The sequence below is a fragment of the Syntrophothermus lipocalidus DSM 12680 genome (assembly GCF_000092405.1).
Classification (GTDB): domain Bacteria; phylum Bacillota; class Syntrophomonadia; order Syntrophomonadales; family Syntrophothermaceae; genus Syntrophothermus; species Syntrophothermus lipocalidus.
Genome location: NC_014220.1, coordinates 2,138,002 through 2,151,538 on the forward strand (window position 1 = coordinate 2,138,002; position 13,537 = coordinate 2,151,538).

Consider the following 13,537-nt stretch of genomic DNA (forward strand, 5'->3'; position numbering starts at 1 on the left):
ACTAGACCACCTCCCGGAACAGTTCCCTAAACTTGCTCGCTGCCAGCCTCTTCTTAGCAGTATTTGCCGCCGTATCCGGCACATAACTTATAGCTCCGGAAGGGCAGTACTTAGCACACTGAGGATCTCCGCCACAAAGGTCGCATTTCAGTATCCGATCGAGCTCTAGGTCGAAAGTGTTGTTACCAAACGGGCACGCGTTAGTGCACATCTTGCAGCGTATGCAACGGCTGTGGTCGACCATAACCGCTCCGGTCGCGAAATCACGGTATACTGCTCCTACGGGGCATACCTGCATACAGGCAGCATTGCTACACTGCAAACACATCATGGGAACTGAGAATCCATCCTTGTCCCAGGTGATAACCGTGACCCGCGCGCGAGCCGGATTAAACTCTTTCTCATGGAAGAAGGAACATACCAGCTCGCAAGTCCGGCACCCGGTACACTTTTCAGGAGCAATCGTGAGTATTTTGTTCATACAGTCCTGATTTCAATGTAAAATTGAAATCAGTCTTCACCTCCTCGTTCGGGTGTGTTTCTTAGCTACGACCCCGGACATTTAAAAGGTACCTGCAGCGCCATCACCTCCCTTTACGGGCCGCTCAGTTCAGCAACCGCCGACGTCTCCGGTTTAATAAGCGCATGCAAGTTACTAACTGAGCCCTTTCCTATGACGACGAAAGCTTGTTATTAACATTCTAGCACCAAAGCTTGCAATGTGTCTTACAATTTTATCCCATAAAAAAACCCCGGCACTGACCAGCGACGGGAATCCATCGCCCAGTACCGGAGCGAAAACCGGTTTCAACCTGAGACTAATTGAGGAAGCAACATCATCCCTTATTCTGCAAATACTCGTGGATGGCCCGGGCAGCTTTCTTGCCTGCCCCCATCGCTAAGATGACGGTCGCAGCCCCGGTAACTACATCTCCCCCGGCAAATACCCCAGGCATCGAGGTCTCGCCGGTTTCCTCCTTTGCCAGGATGTTGCCCCTGCGATTGGTCTTTAATTCTGGAGTGGTCTGTGGAATGAGGGGGTTTGGTCCCTGCCCAATAGCCATGACTACCGTATCTACCGGCATCTCGAACACCGCCCCCGGTATGGGTACCGGGCTCCTTCTTCCTGACTCATCCGGTTCCCCCAGCTCGTACCGTTGACAAATGATAGACGTGACTCGCCCTTCTTCGTTCCCCTTGATCTCGATGGGACTTGCCAGGAGCTCGAATTTTACCCCTTCCTCGCGGGCGTGTTCGATTTCCTCCCTCCGGGCCGGCATCTCCTGGAAAGTGCGGCGGTACACGATATACGCCTCAGCACCGAGGCGCAGCGCGGTACGCGCCGCATCCATAGCCACGTTGCCCCCGCCGACTACCGCTACCCGTTTCCCCACCCTGATAGGGGTTAGGTACTGGGGGAATTTGTAGGCTTTCATCAGGTTGTTTCGGGTCAGAAACTCGTTGGCCGAGTATACCCCGTTCAGGTTCTCTCCTGGAATATCCATGAAATAAGGTAAACCCGCTCCTGTGCCTATGAACACAGCGTCGTAGCCCTGCTCCAAGAGTTCCCCGACACTGGCCAGTTTTCCTACCACGTAGTTGGTCCTGATCTCAACCCCCAGCCGGGTGATGTTCTCAATTTCGCGAGCGACGATAGCCTTGGGCAAGCGAAACTCCGGGATCCCGTAAACCAGTACTCCTCCCGGTATATGGAGGGCTTCAAACACCGTAACTTTGTATCCCATCAGAGCCAGGTCCGCTGCTGCCGTCAACCCCGCCGGCCCGGACCCGATCACCGCTACCCTCTTCCCTAAGGGATTAATTGCCTGAACCTGGATTGGCTCTGGCTGGGCCATTTCCCAGTCCGCCACGAACCGCTCCAGTCTTCCAATAGCCACCGGTTCGTGCTTCTTGCCCAAAGTGCACTTGCTTTCACACTGGTTCTCCTGAGGACAAACCCGGCCGCAGATAGCAGGCAGATTGTTCTTTTCTTTTATCTTCTTTATTGCCCCGGCGAAATCTCTTGCTGCTATCATTTTAATAAAAGCTGGGATATCAATCTCTACCGGGCATCCTTCCACGCAAGGGCTGTTCTTGCACTGTATACAGCGGTTGGCCTCGGCTACCGCCGTCTCTTCCGAATACCCCAGCGCCACCTCGTCGAAGTTACGGCAACGCACGGCAGCTTCCTGCTCTGGCATCGGGTGCTTTTGGGGAATTATCTTCTTGCGTTCTCCTGACACCTGCATCCCCCTCTTTCCATGGCTATTCTTTCTTCCTCCACGAACATCTTGGACCGTTTCAGAACCAGTTCCCAATTCACCTGATGCCCGTCGAATTCGGGTCCCTCCACGCAGGCGAACCTGGTCTTGCCCCCCACTTCAACCCGGCAAGCTCCACACATACCGGTGCCGTCGACCATTATCGGGTTGAGGCTGACCACAGTCGGTATGGACTCCGGGGTAACCCGGCACACCTCGCGCATCATGACAGCAGGACCGATAGCCACGACCCGGTCTACCTTCTCCCGACTCAAAACCCCTGTTAGAATATCGGTAACAAACCCTTTAATCCCGTAACTGCCGTCATCGGTTGCGACGAGAAGCTCTGAGCTCACGTTTCGCATCTCGTCTTCCCAGATCAGCATGTCGCGGGACCGGGCTCCGATTATCGATACTACCCGGTTACCCGCCTCCCCCAGGGCTCGGGCTATGGGGAACACCGGGGCCACGCCGACCCCGCCGCCAACACAGACTACAGTTCCGAATCTTTCAATCTCGGACGGACAACCCAGCGGTCCGACAAAATCCAGGATGGAGTCACCGGCCTGTAACTCTCCCAACAGCTCAGTCGTCTTCCCGACTTCCTGGAATATGATAGTAATAGTCCCTTTTTTTTGGTCAAAGTCCGCTATAGTTAAGGGGATCCGTTCCCCCTCCTCGTCTACGCGCAGGATTATAAATTGTCCGGGACGCGCTTTCCGCGCGATCTCCGGCGCCTCCACATCAAATAACTTGATGCGAGGAGCAAGCTCTTTCTTGGCAACGATTCGAAACATCAGTTTCCCTCCCGTTCACTGGCCAGCACCTGCTCGTCCGCAGGCCTTTAAAGGGTATTATATTACCGCCACCCGCTACCTGCAACAATGTCCACAGTATACTTCTTCTCGATCACGGGGACGGTTCCTTTGTGCCTACTTGGTCAAGTAGGCACAAAGGAACCGTCCCCGTGTGCTAGTGCTCTGTGCTATTTTATCCGGACGGGGATGCCGCAGACCACCAGGTATACTTCATCCGCTTCCGCGGCAACTAACTGGTTCATCCTGCCGCAAACATCGCGAAATAAACGACCTAACGGGTTATCGGGAACCAAGCCCATACCCACTTCATTGGTCACGATTACCGCGGTGCTTTCTATCTCGCGTAAGGCTTTGACCAATGACACAACTTCCTGCTCAATAGCTTTCTCCACGGTTTCCGCTTCTTGCGGGGTTACGCGGTCAAAGTCCTTCACCGCATCCAAAAGCAGGTTGGTCACCATTATGGTGAGGCAGTCGAGCAGAACTGCTTCTCTGAACAGCCGGGTCTCCCGGATGAGACGAGCCAGCCCGGAGTATCCTTCTAGGGTCCGCCAGTGCGGTGGCCTCCTCGTCCTGTGCCTGTTTATACGGTCTTGCATCTCTTCGTCGATGGGCAGAGCGGTGGCGACGTACAAGACCCCGCCTCCTTGTTCCTGCAAAAGATACTCGGCCCACCTGCTTTTCCCGCTCCGCGCCCCTCCGGTCACCAAGACCAGCCGGTTTTCCGTTTTCGCCTCCTGCCTCTTGGGTGCCGGCAAAAACAAACGGTCACTGCCTTCAAGACCAAAAGGACGCTGCTCCCCCTTTGACACTACCAACCCTCCCTTATCCCAATGAGACCAAGACCAAAACTTAAAGCCAAAAGTGACGTTATGTACATGAGTAAGATGGCTTTCGGTATATGTTTCGGTTGTACCGCACCTAACCCTGACCCGATGACCGGGTGTTCTACCAGTCGCCCCTGGTAGCGGCAAGGTCCCCCCAGCTGTACCCTCAGGGCCCCGGCAAAAGCCGATTCTGGGTGAGCGCTGTTAGGGCTTTCGTGCTTTGCGCGATCCCTCTTTACCGTTTTCACGCTTAACAGAAAATCCTGCCCGCTCACAAGAGCCGACAAAGGTACCAACAGCCAACCAGTTAAACGGGCAGGAATAAAATTCGCCAGGTCATCCAGGCGGGCTGAAGCCCAGCCTAAGTACAAGTAACGCTCATTTTTGTACCCCACCATCGAGTCCAAGGTGCTTACTGCCTTGTAAGCGATACCCAAGGCCGGTCCACCTAAGGCCAGAAAAAAAATAGGAGAAACCACAGCGTCTACCGTATTCTCAGCTATGGTTTCGACCGCCGCCCTGGCCACCTCGTTCTCGTCGAGCTCCGCTGTGTCCCTGCCCACCACATTCGCCACCAGCTTCCTCGCCCGCTGCAAATCCCCTCTTACGAGTTCCCGGTAAACCACCCGCGTTTCCTGGTCCAGACTGCGGGTAGCCAGTACGGTGTAAACAATCCACACGCTTAAACCGTGAAAAAGCCAGGGATGGATACGGCCAGCACAAAATAGCAAGAAGGCCACCGAAAAATAAGCGAAACCCACTACACTTACCGTTAAAATCACTCCTGCTAACCGCTCGCCCCCTGGGGACGGTGGAAATACCCGGCGCAGTAGGCCTTCCGCCCGGGCTATGACTCTTCCCAATAACCTAACCGGGTGCGGCATCCACCGGGGATCACCTAAGAAAATATCCAGCAGGTACCCGGCTATGAGATGGGCCATGGCAGTAGAAAACATGAAAACCCTTCTCCCTGCATGAGCCACAGATTAACACAGACCCGGCACTCAACCTGAAGCTCAACAACGAACCTTGACATTGAGCCCTTACCGGGCAACACAATGGCTTTGGGTCCGTTGAGTGCCGGGCAGATGCACACAGATAACTCAGAATTGAGACGAGTGTTAGCCGAATCGAGTAACGTATGACTCGCCAGCCCAACACCCTCTCATTTTCGTTCTCTAGTGGTAACACTGTTAAGCTTCATAGAGGTCTGCGCCTTACCTACAGGGCAGTCCTGGGTCTTTCTGCGTTAATCAGCGTCTAACAAACATCTGTGCAAATCTGTGCTCATCTGTGTGCATCTGTGGCCGTTACTCAAATTTTTCGTTAATCAGCGTCTAAAAATCAATTCAAAAACCCGGTCCATGTCCAGGCTGGCAGCCACGATATCGGCCCATCGCTGGTATTCCCGTTCCTTCGCCGACCGGTAGTCTAAACTACCGCAACTTATCTCCTGCCACCCGCGGCTGCGCCGGACATGGTTAACGATCTCAGCGGCTATGACCGGGTCATCGAAAAGACCATGCACGTAGCTCCCCAGCACCCGGCCATCAGTACTGAAAGTCCCGTCTTCGTAGAGAGAGCCATCGTTTTTGACACAGCACAATAGCGGCCTCGCTTCCGGGCCCAAATGACTCACCCCCATGTGAATTTCGTAGCCCCGGAAATGCCGCCGGGCTAGTTTTTTCGTCCACGGACAGCCGGAAGGCAAGAAATGGCCCTGCACCTGAGCCGTTGTCTTCTGCGGCGCAAAAACGGTCACAATGTCTAAAAATCCTAATCCTTTTATCTTCTCTTGCTGGCTCTCCGTATGGTGAGGATCGTGTATCTCTTTGCCCAGCATCTGGTAACCGCCGCACACCCCTATAATGAAACCGCCTTCACGGTAATGCCTCATGATAGCCTCTACAAACCCGGCGTTTTCAAGGTAAGTCAGGTCACCGATGGTATTCTTACTCCCGGGCAGGATCACGATATCGGCGTTCTCCAGCTGGGAAGGATGATTGGCATAAACCACAGAGGTATCAGGGAGGTGAGCAAAAACATCGAAGTCGGTGAAATTGGAAATATGAGGCAAGCGGATGACGGCTACCACCGTGTTTTGCCCTGTCTCGTCCATTCTGAAAACCGGTATAGCCGTACGGTTGTCCAAGAGTTCTATCGCTCCGTCCTCTTCATCTAAAGCAAGCTTAACGTGCGGTATCACTCCTAGGCAGGGGATGCCCATCATCCGTTCCAGATCCTTTATCCCCGGTTCGAGTATAGGTAATGATCCCCTGAATTTGTTGATAACCCAACCCTTGACCCGTTTCCGGTCTTCCTCAGGGAGCAGCGAAACTGTACCAAAAATTGATGCAAAAACCCCACCTTTTTCGATATCCCCTACCAGGACTACCGGGGCGTCTACCATCCGAGCCATACCCATGTTAACCACATCCCGGTGATAGAGGTTTATCTCGGCAGGGCTGCCGGCCCCCTCCAAAACTATGACATCGTACTGGGCTGCCAGTTCTTGATAGGCTCGTCTCACCGTTTCTACTAGTTCTGGAACCACTTTATAATACTCTTCGGCCCCTAGCTGCCAGTAAACTTTCCCCAAAACTATTACCTGGCTACTCATGTCCCCGGTAGGTTTAATCAATATTGGGTTCATCAAAACCGAGGGTTCGATCCCGCTGGCTTCGGCCTGCACGACCTGAGCCCGACCCATTTCTCCCCCTTCAGCGGTGATATAGGAGTTCAGGGACATGTTCTGAGCTTTGAATGGAGCCACTTTGTAACCGGCGCTCTTAAGTATCCGGCACAAACCGGCAACGATAAGGCTCTTGCCCACGGAAGAGCCGGTTCCCTGTACCATTATGTTCTTGGCCAATATCGAGTACACCCTCCCTCAGCCATCTTGATCACGCAGTTCTCTCTCTGTTCTACCCCTTAGAAAGCTCAATACTAAAAGGTTGCCTTTACAAAACTGACCATAGCCAGCTCTACTGATCGGAAATCCTACCCCTTGGCGGTATTATGATGTCTTCAAACTCTATTCCCAAGGCCCTCAAACATTTAGGACATACCTGACTGTACCCTACGCTCAAGGCCATATCTAGGCACTCCAAACATATCGGTGTCCAGCACAGCTTGCACTGTTCACAGGTCTCTTCTCCCGGATGGTACCTGCATTCCAATCCCATCACCCCACATCCCAACTAAATCAAACGATTCAACATAGTACTTGGGAGAATACCAGCACCGCTATACAGCAGGTATTCTTTCCTAGCTTTGCTGATATAATAATAGCCTGCTTTAGGCGGAGTAACAAGCTAAAATTAGGACCAATCGCTCGCACCCGCACTCCACAAAGTTGCAACTCGCTGGGCCATGCGCAGACAGCGCCCTAGGTCTAGCAGGATATCAAGTGTAGCCTGGAGAAAATCCACTGGGGGCTTCCTTAACCAAATCGAAAAACAGGAGGTGACTATGTAGCAAGTCGGTTTACAAGGCTTCATTAACCAAATAGCTGGAAAACCGAAATAGATAGAGGTTTATCCAGCGGTGCTATCCTAACTCTTTTCAGTGGGGGAGGTAAGACCAGTGGATTTTGCATTGTCGCTTGATCAAAAGACCTTGATGAAAGATATTGAGGAATTTTCCCGCCGTTATCTTGCCCCTATCGCTGCAGAGTGCGACGAGAAGCAAGAGTTCATACCAACGCCCATATGGCGAAAAATGGCTTCGCTCGGCTATTGCGGCCTCCCGATTCCTACCGGTTACGGAGGTGCCGGATTAGGGGCCCTCGACACTTACATGTGCTTGGAAGCAGCGGGACGCGGTGGAGCTGCTGCCGGTCACCTGTTATCCTGGGCAGTCAGCATGGTTCTCGGTTCGGTAGCCCTTATCAAATTCGGTACCGAAGAACAAAAGAAGCGCTACCTGCCTCGGATTGCCAACGGCGACCTTATATGCGCCTTCTGCCTAACCGAACCGGATGCCGGGTCGGATGCTGGCAGCATTAGAACCCAAGCCGTCCGCCGGGGTGATTATTACATCCTAAATGGCACTAAGTCATTTGTTACCAACGGGCCGATTGCTGACCTGTGCCTGGTTTTTGTCTCTACCAATCCTGATATGGGACCCCGTGGTATCAGCGTTTTCTTGGTGGAAAGTTCTTTCCCTGGATTTTCTCGAGGCAAGAAGCTAAATAAGCTCGGAGTCCGCAGTTCCCCTACCTCAGAGCTCATCTTCAGCGACTGCGAAGTTCCCGCAGAAAACCTGCTCGGTGCCGAGGGTGAAGGGTTTAAGATAGTAGCCCACCAGATTCTCGAATGGGAACGAGCCAACTTTTCGTTCTTTCTTGGAGTGATGGACTATAACCTCCAAACTTGCATCAAGTACGCCAGAGAAAGGATACAGTTCAAGCGGCCAATCGCGGAATTTCAGGCTATCCAGCACATGCTGGCTGAAATGAAGGTAGAACTGGACGCAGCGAAGCTTATGTGCTACCGGGTGGCATGGATGATAGATCAGGGCATGGTCCCGGCCCCAATCGAGGCCTCATCGGCCAAATACTTCCTGGCCCAGGCTCTGAAGAAAAACGCCGATTATGCCGTGCAGATCCACGGCGCCAATGGGATGATGAAAGAGTATCCGCTTGAGCGTTCGCTCAGAGATTATAAAATCCTAGAGATTGGCGGGGGCACCACGCAGATCCAGCTGGACATCATCGCTAGGAATTTGTTGGGCGGGGGTGTAAGTCGATGAAATGGATTGTATGTATCAAGCAAGTTCCGAACACATCTGATATAAAATTAGACCGTCAAACCAACAACCTTCTGCGCGAAGGCGTCCCGTCTATCATGAACCCTTATGATCTTCATGCTCTGGAAACCGCTTTTGACCTGCAGGAAAAATTCGGTGGAAGAGTAGTCGCCATTTCTATGGGCCCGCCGTCAGCAGAAGAGTGCCTGCGTGACGCCCTGGCGATGGGAGCTGACGAGGCCATTCTCCTCTCCGACCCCGCCTTTCGGGGATCAGACACTTTAGCAACCTCCTATACACTGGCTGCAGCCATAAGACAATTGCAGCCTTTTGCGTTAGTTATCTGTGGTAAACAAGCGGTAGACGGTGATACCGCCCAGGTAGGCCCTGAACTGGCGGAATGGTTGGGTATTCCTCAGCTGACGGGCGTGGATCGTGTCATTATAGAAGGCAACGACATACGCGCGTGGCGGGAGCAAGAAGGCGGTCATCTAGAGGTACATGCTTCTCTCCCTGCCTTGGTAACTGTCACCAAGAACATCAACGAACCCAGGCTGCCGACCATAAAGGGAAGAATGGCCGCCAATCGAGCACACGTTACGGTCTGGACTAAGAATGATATCATGGTTTACCGGGAACGCGTGGGACTGGCTGGCTCTCCGACGCAAGTGCGTAGGATTTTTTATCCTGACCATTCCCGGCGAGGGCAAATCCGCCAAGGAGGTCCACAGGATCTAAGTGACTGGCTGTTCAGTATCTTAACCGAACAAGGCGTCTCCTGAGCATTAACCCAGCCACAGGCGACACTCGATTTTGGCCCCTGCCTGTGTGAATCCACGGCCTGCGTCAACGCCCGGTTTGGAGAATTCGGGTTTTAGAAACTACGGAGATAGAAGGTGAGTAACTTGATTACCATAGACGAGACTTTGTGCATAGGTTGTGGTATTTGTGTCGAAACGTGTCCTTTTGGCTCTATCACCCTGGTTAACAACGTGCCAGTGGTTTCGGATACCTGTACCCTTTGTGGGTCCTGCGCCCACGATTGCCCAGTTGGGGCTATCGTGATTACGCGTCCCGAAACGAAAGCGAAGGTTGCCTCTGAGGCTGAAGACGTGTGGGTCTGGCTGGAAATCTCAGATAACCAGATTAAACAGGTTAGCCTTGAGTTACTAGGTATTGCCAGAGAACTGGCCGATACCCGCAAAGAGAACGTGGCCGGCATTTTAATCGGCGATGAACTTGAAGGTTTGGCTGAGATAGCTATCGCCCATGGCGCCGATAAGGTATGGAGGATTTCTTCTCGAGAGCTGAAATACTACGAAACCGGGTTATATACAGCAGCAGTCGTTGAATTGGCCAAGCGTTATCATCCCTCAGTTATACTATTCGGTGCCACGTATAACGGTCGGGACTTGGCTCCCCGTGTGGCCGCCAGGCTGCGAACCGGATTAACCGCCGACTGCACCGGCCTTGCTATAGAACCTTCCACCGGGCATCTCCTGCAAACCCGGCCCGCTTTCGGCGGAAACATTATGGCCACCATCCTCACCCCTAACCACAGGCCTCAGCTGGCCACGGTCCGCTCAGGAGTTATCAAGAAGCCTTCTGCCGATTACTCACGGGCAGGAGAAATTATAGATTTACCATGTCCAGAGCCGCGGTTTCGCTTGTCGAATATCCTGGGATTCATCCCTTCGAGCAAGCCTGTTGTAAGACTCGAGGAAGCCGACATCATCGTAGCCGGGGGACGCGGTGTTGGCGGATCCAAGGGGCTAAAGCTCCTGGAGCAACTGGCCCAGGTTTTGGGCGGGCAGCTTGCGGTTTCTCGAGGCCCGGTGGATGAAGGGTGGATATCGTCCGAATACCAGGTAGGACAAACCGGCAAAATCGTAGCCCCCAGGCTGTACATAGCCTGCGGTATTTCGGGTACCGTACAACACCTGGTAGGCATACAGTCTGCAAGTACTATCGTCGCCATCAACAAGGATCCAAGGGCTCCAATCTTCAAGGTTGCTGATTACGGGCTTGTCGGTGACCTGTTTGAAATAGTGCCCCGTTTGATCAACAAGCTCTCCAATTTGGAGGTTTGAGCGTGGATATTCCTTAGAGGTATAGAAGCAATTTTCTTATAGTTTTTTGTGCCAGATGTGTGAGAAACAGGTTATAATTATCTCACAAATCTTGCCCTCGGAGGGTCTGGCCATGAGCAGAACGGTTAATCTGCGCCATATTGAAGCGCTGATCCCTCTTTTGAACCGCAGTCCATACTTTCAATTGTTGTCCATGAGGATGTGTGCCCTAGGTAAAGGCTTTTGCCGTCTTGAAGTAGACCTGGAAAGAAAACACTTTAATCCCTTTGGCAGCGTGCACGGTGGGCTTTGCGCTTCGCTCATCGACACCGCTGCCTACTGGGCCGTTTACTGTGATTTGCCGGAAGAAATAGGTATTACTAGCCTCGATGTTACCGTAGATTTTGTCGCGCCGGCCCAGAAAGGAAGACTAGTAGTTGAAGGGAAAAGTATCCGCTGTGGTAAGACGGTATGCCTAGCTTTGGCCTCAGTAAACGATCAAGATGGCAAGTTAATAGCTCGAGGTAACTCGAAAATGATCGTGCTTGCCGGAAGATCAATTTCGGCCGACGTAGTTTCTTTTTTAGAGTCTGATCCCTTGCCTCCTAAGTTCTTGTCATAACTAGCAAAGACAGTACAAAAAAGAGCTGTACCCGAGGACAGCTCTATTCTAAGGTTCATCAGCTCGTTGCTGCTCTTACAGCAGCGAATCCACCTTTTCCACTTTTAAGATGACTTCTTTGTCTTCCGAGTACCCTTTCCCACTGAAACGGTAACCCTTTTTGCCGACTACTGCTACTGCTTGCATGATTCCGGTTTCGGCTAGGTTCTGTCTGGTCTTTACCATCTTGTAAACACCGAAAACCAAGGTGTCGTCGCCCCTAATCTCTTTTACTTTACCTGCCACGATCAGGTGGGGTTGTCCATCCTTGGAGACCGTGGTGATCGGAATGAAAGGCGACTGGGTAACAACATCTTTGATTTCTTGAGTCAACAACCCGTTTCACCTCCCTCGCCAGAATATTAATATGTCTCATAATGCTAATTATAGTATAAACAATTGTCCTCTTGCAAAAATTATTAAGTTATCATCGATGATCCAGGTTGGTTGTAAGCCGACAATTGAAACAGACCTCATAGTGATTGATATTGAACTGTCTTGAGAGATGCTGCTGCCCCGGGCATTTAACCGTATCTCCGTCTATCCAAAACTCGAGCAGGATTTTCGGTTGCCGTCGCGAAATAGGTCACACGGGAGTATTGTTTAATCATCAAGCGAGGGAGGGATGAGGGTGGCCGAATATCGGGTAAAGAAGCAGAAGGTTTTAACGGAGGACCTGTACTGTGAGAACTGCGGGGAGTGGGTTTACTGCCCGGACATGAACATGACCTCGGTAGATGCCCAGGGTAAAGAAGTGGTTACGGTAGGCGAAGGTTGTCTCCACCAAGACGATAAAGGCGAATACATCGAATGCCCGGGCTGCAACGCCCGCTACTACATCGAGGACTGACCTGCCCTTTACAGCGTGACGGGGAGCCGCTTTCCTGTCACGCTGTGCTCATTTCCAAGCCTTATCTCAGTTTCCCACCAACGCCCCCGTAGAAGCCCTGAAATCATGGATCCCGGGAAACCTATCACACAGGAACGGAGAAAAACCCCCTTTTGACATCATCGCCAAAACCATCATTCGGACTTTTGCGCGGCATGAAAAACTTCCTGAATATTATTGCTGATGCCGGGCAAAACAAGGCTAGAAGAGGTGGTTAAACTGAGCATTATGCGCTGCAAGCAGATAGATTTCCGGAAACAAAACGACCCTGCTTACCGTAATCTCTCCAAAAGCCTGGGGGTTCTGGATCTGACCGCTCTGGGAATAGGGGCTACAATCGGAACCGGGATATTTGTCCTGACCGGAATCGCTGCTGCCCGCTACGCTGGCCCGGCCGTGGTCTTGTCCTTTGTAACTTCCGGTTTTGCGGCTGCCCTAGCAGCACTGGTGTATGCGGAGATGGCAGCCGCCGTACCCTCAGCCGGCAGTGCCTATACGTACGCCTACGTTACATTGGGCGAGTTTCTAGCATGGATGGTAGGTTGGAGTCTTGTCTTGGGATACGGAGTAGCTGCCGGAGCAGTCGCTTCGGGCTGGTCTGCTTACCTCGCCAGCCTCCTCGCCGCCGCCCGGATTTACCTGCCAGCCGGGATTATGTCTTCGCCAGCCCAGGGAGGCATTATCAATCTTCCTGCAATCCTGCTCCCTCTCTTCATGACCTATTTCTTGATACGCGGGGCTCGGCAAGGTGCTGTCTTCAATAGAGTTGTAGTTATGATTAAATTAAGCGTAGTACTAGTTTTCCTAGCAGTAGGCGCGTCTCGAATCAACCCGTCTAACTGGCAGCCTTTTTTCCCCCTAGGCGTACTGGGTGCCATCAAGGGTGCTGCCGTTGTCTTTTTTGCCTATATAGGGTTCGATGCCGTGGCTACCGCAGCCGAAGAAGTCAAGGACCCGCAGCGCAACCTTCCTGTAGGGATCATCGCTTCGCTTGGCATATCCACCATACTATACATCTTAGTGGCCCTTGTGCTGACCGGTCTCGTCAGCTACAAGTACCTTGACACAGCTGCTCCTATCGCGCAGGCCCTGCTTGTGGCAGGGATCCGCTGGGGCTCACTCCTGGTTTCCCTAGGCGCCCTGGCCGGCCTTGCGAGCGTCCTCTTTGCCACCATATTCGCGCAGAGCCGTATATTGTTCGCCATGGCACGGGATGGCCTACTGCCGTCATGGCTGGCTGCCGTACACGCTGTTTAGCAAAGT

At 52.6% G+C, this 13,537-nt stretch carries 14 protein-coding genes; 6 read left to right on the forward strand and 8 right to left on the reverse strand.

Features of this window, described 5'->3' with window-relative positions; translation table 11 throughout:
- Position 1 precedes the first annotated feature (1 nt).
- The 7 genes from SLIP_RS10410 to SLIP_RS10440 all read right to left on the reverse strand — a co-directional run bounded on the left by SLIP_RS10410 (position 2) and on the right by SLIP_RS10440 (position 7,091).
- Positions 2–481, reverse strand: coding sequence for a 4Fe-4S dicluster domain-containing protein (locus SLIP_RS10410; RefSeq protein ID WP_013176250.1), 480 nt, complete (start codon positions 479–481; stop codon positions 2–4).
- Positions 482–836: 355 nt separating this feature from the next.
- Complete coding sequence (gene gltA, locus SLIP_RS10415; RefSeq protein WP_013176251.1) at positions 837–2,243, reverse strand: NADPH-dependent glutamate synthase; 1,407 nt, start codon at positions 2,241–2,243, stop codon at positions 837–839.
- Positions 2,219–3,058, reverse strand: coding sequence for a sulfide/dihydroorotate dehydrogenase-like FAD/NAD-binding protein (locus SLIP_RS10420; protein WP_013176252.1), 840 nt, complete (start codon positions 3,056–3,058; stop codon positions 2,219–2,221). Before SLIP_RS10420 ends, gltA begins: the two co-directional genes overlap by 25 nt.
- A gap of 188 nt (positions 3,059–3,246) precedes the next feature.
- Positions 3,247–3,891 (reverse strand): bifunctional adenosylcobinamide kinase/adenosylcobinamide-phosphate guanylyltransferase, encoded by a 645-nt coding sequence (cobU, locus tag SLIP_RS10425; protein ID WP_013176253.1) that lies wholly within the window; start codon positions 3,889–3,891, stop codon positions 3,247–3,249.
- A complete protein-coding gene (gene cbiB, locus SLIP_RS10430; RefSeq protein WP_013176254.1) occupies positions 3,891–4,862 on the reverse strand; it encodes an adenosylcobinamide-phosphate synthase CbiB in 972 nt (323 codons plus the stop codon). The genes cobU and cbiB overlap by 1 nt, the downstream gene beginning before the upstream one ends.
- A gap of 374 nt (positions 4,863–5,236) precedes the next feature.
- A complete protein-coding gene (locus SLIP_RS10435; protein ID WP_207635772.1) occupies positions 5,237–6,763 on the reverse strand; it encodes a cobyric acid synthase in 1,527 nt (508 codons plus the stop codon).
- A gap of 127 nt (positions 6,764–6,890) precedes the next feature.
- Positions 6,891–7,091 (reverse strand): hypothetical protein, encoded by a 201-nt coding sequence (locus SLIP_RS10440; protein WP_041433023.1) that lies wholly within the window; start codon positions 7,089–7,091, stop codon positions 6,891–6,893.
- A gap of 400 nt (positions 7,092–7,491) precedes the next feature.
- Here SLIP_RS10440 and SLIP_RS10445 point away from each other — a divergent pair, with 400 nt between their 5' ends.
- The 4 genes from SLIP_RS10445 (at position 7,492) to SLIP_RS10460 (ending at position 11,346) form a co-directional block, all read left to right on the forward strand.
- Positions 7,492–8,658 (forward strand): acyl-CoA dehydrogenase family protein, encoded by a 1,167-nt coding sequence (locus SLIP_RS10445; protein WP_013176256.1) that lies wholly within the window; start codon positions 7,492–7,494, stop codon positions 8,656–8,658.
- Positions 8,655–9,437 carry an electron transfer flavoprotein subunit beta/FixA family protein gene (locus SLIP_RS10450; protein ID WP_013176257.1) on the forward strand — a complete coding sequence of 261 codons (783 nt, stop codon included), beginning with the start codon at positions 8,655–8,657 and terminating at the stop codon, positions 9,435–9,437. The genes SLIP_RS10445 and SLIP_RS10450 overlap by 4 nt, the downstream gene beginning before the upstream one ends.
- A gap of 114 nt (positions 9,438–9,551) precedes the next feature.
- Positions 9,552–10,745 carry an electron transfer flavoprotein subunit alpha gene (locus tag SLIP_RS10455; protein WP_242649104.1) on the forward strand — a complete coding sequence of 398 codons (1,194 nt, stop codon included), beginning with the start codon at positions 9,552–9,554 and terminating at the stop codon, positions 10,743–10,745.
- Between the two features lie 112 nt (positions 10,746–10,857).
- On the forward strand, positions 10,858–11,346 hold the full coding sequence (locus SLIP_RS10460) for a PaaI family thioesterase (RefSeq protein ID WP_013176259.1): 489 nt from the start codon (positions 10,858–10,860) through the stop codon (positions 11,344–11,346).
- A 75-nt stretch (positions 11,347–11,421) separates the two neighbouring features.
- On the opposite strand, the gene SLIP_RS10465 is transcribed toward SLIP_RS10460, so the two are convergent.
- Complete coding sequence (locus SLIP_RS10465) at positions 11,422–11,721, reverse strand: pyridoxamine 5'-phosphate oxidase family protein (protein ID WP_013176260.1); 300 nt, start codon at positions 11,719–11,721, stop codon at positions 11,422–11,424.
- Positions 11,722–12,016: 295 nt separating this feature from the next.
- Between SLIP_RS10465 and SLIP_RS10470 the strand changes: the two genes are divergently transcribed.
- Together SLIP_RS10470 and SLIP_RS10475 are read left to right on the forward strand one after the other, a co-directional pair.
- The gene (locus tag SLIP_RS10470) at positions 12,017–12,235 is read left to right on the forward strand and encodes a hypothetical protein (protein ID WP_013176261.1); all 219 of its coding nucleotides are present in this window, start codon (positions 12,017–12,019) and stop codon (positions 12,233–12,235) included.
- 222 nt (positions 12,236–12,457) lie between these two features.
- Positions 12,458–13,531 (forward strand): amino acid permease, encoded by a 1,074-nt coding sequence (locus tag SLIP_RS10475; protein ID WP_242649105.1) that lies wholly within the window; start codon positions 12,458–12,460, stop codon positions 13,529–13,531.
- Positions 13,532–13,537: the final 6 nt, after the last annotated feature.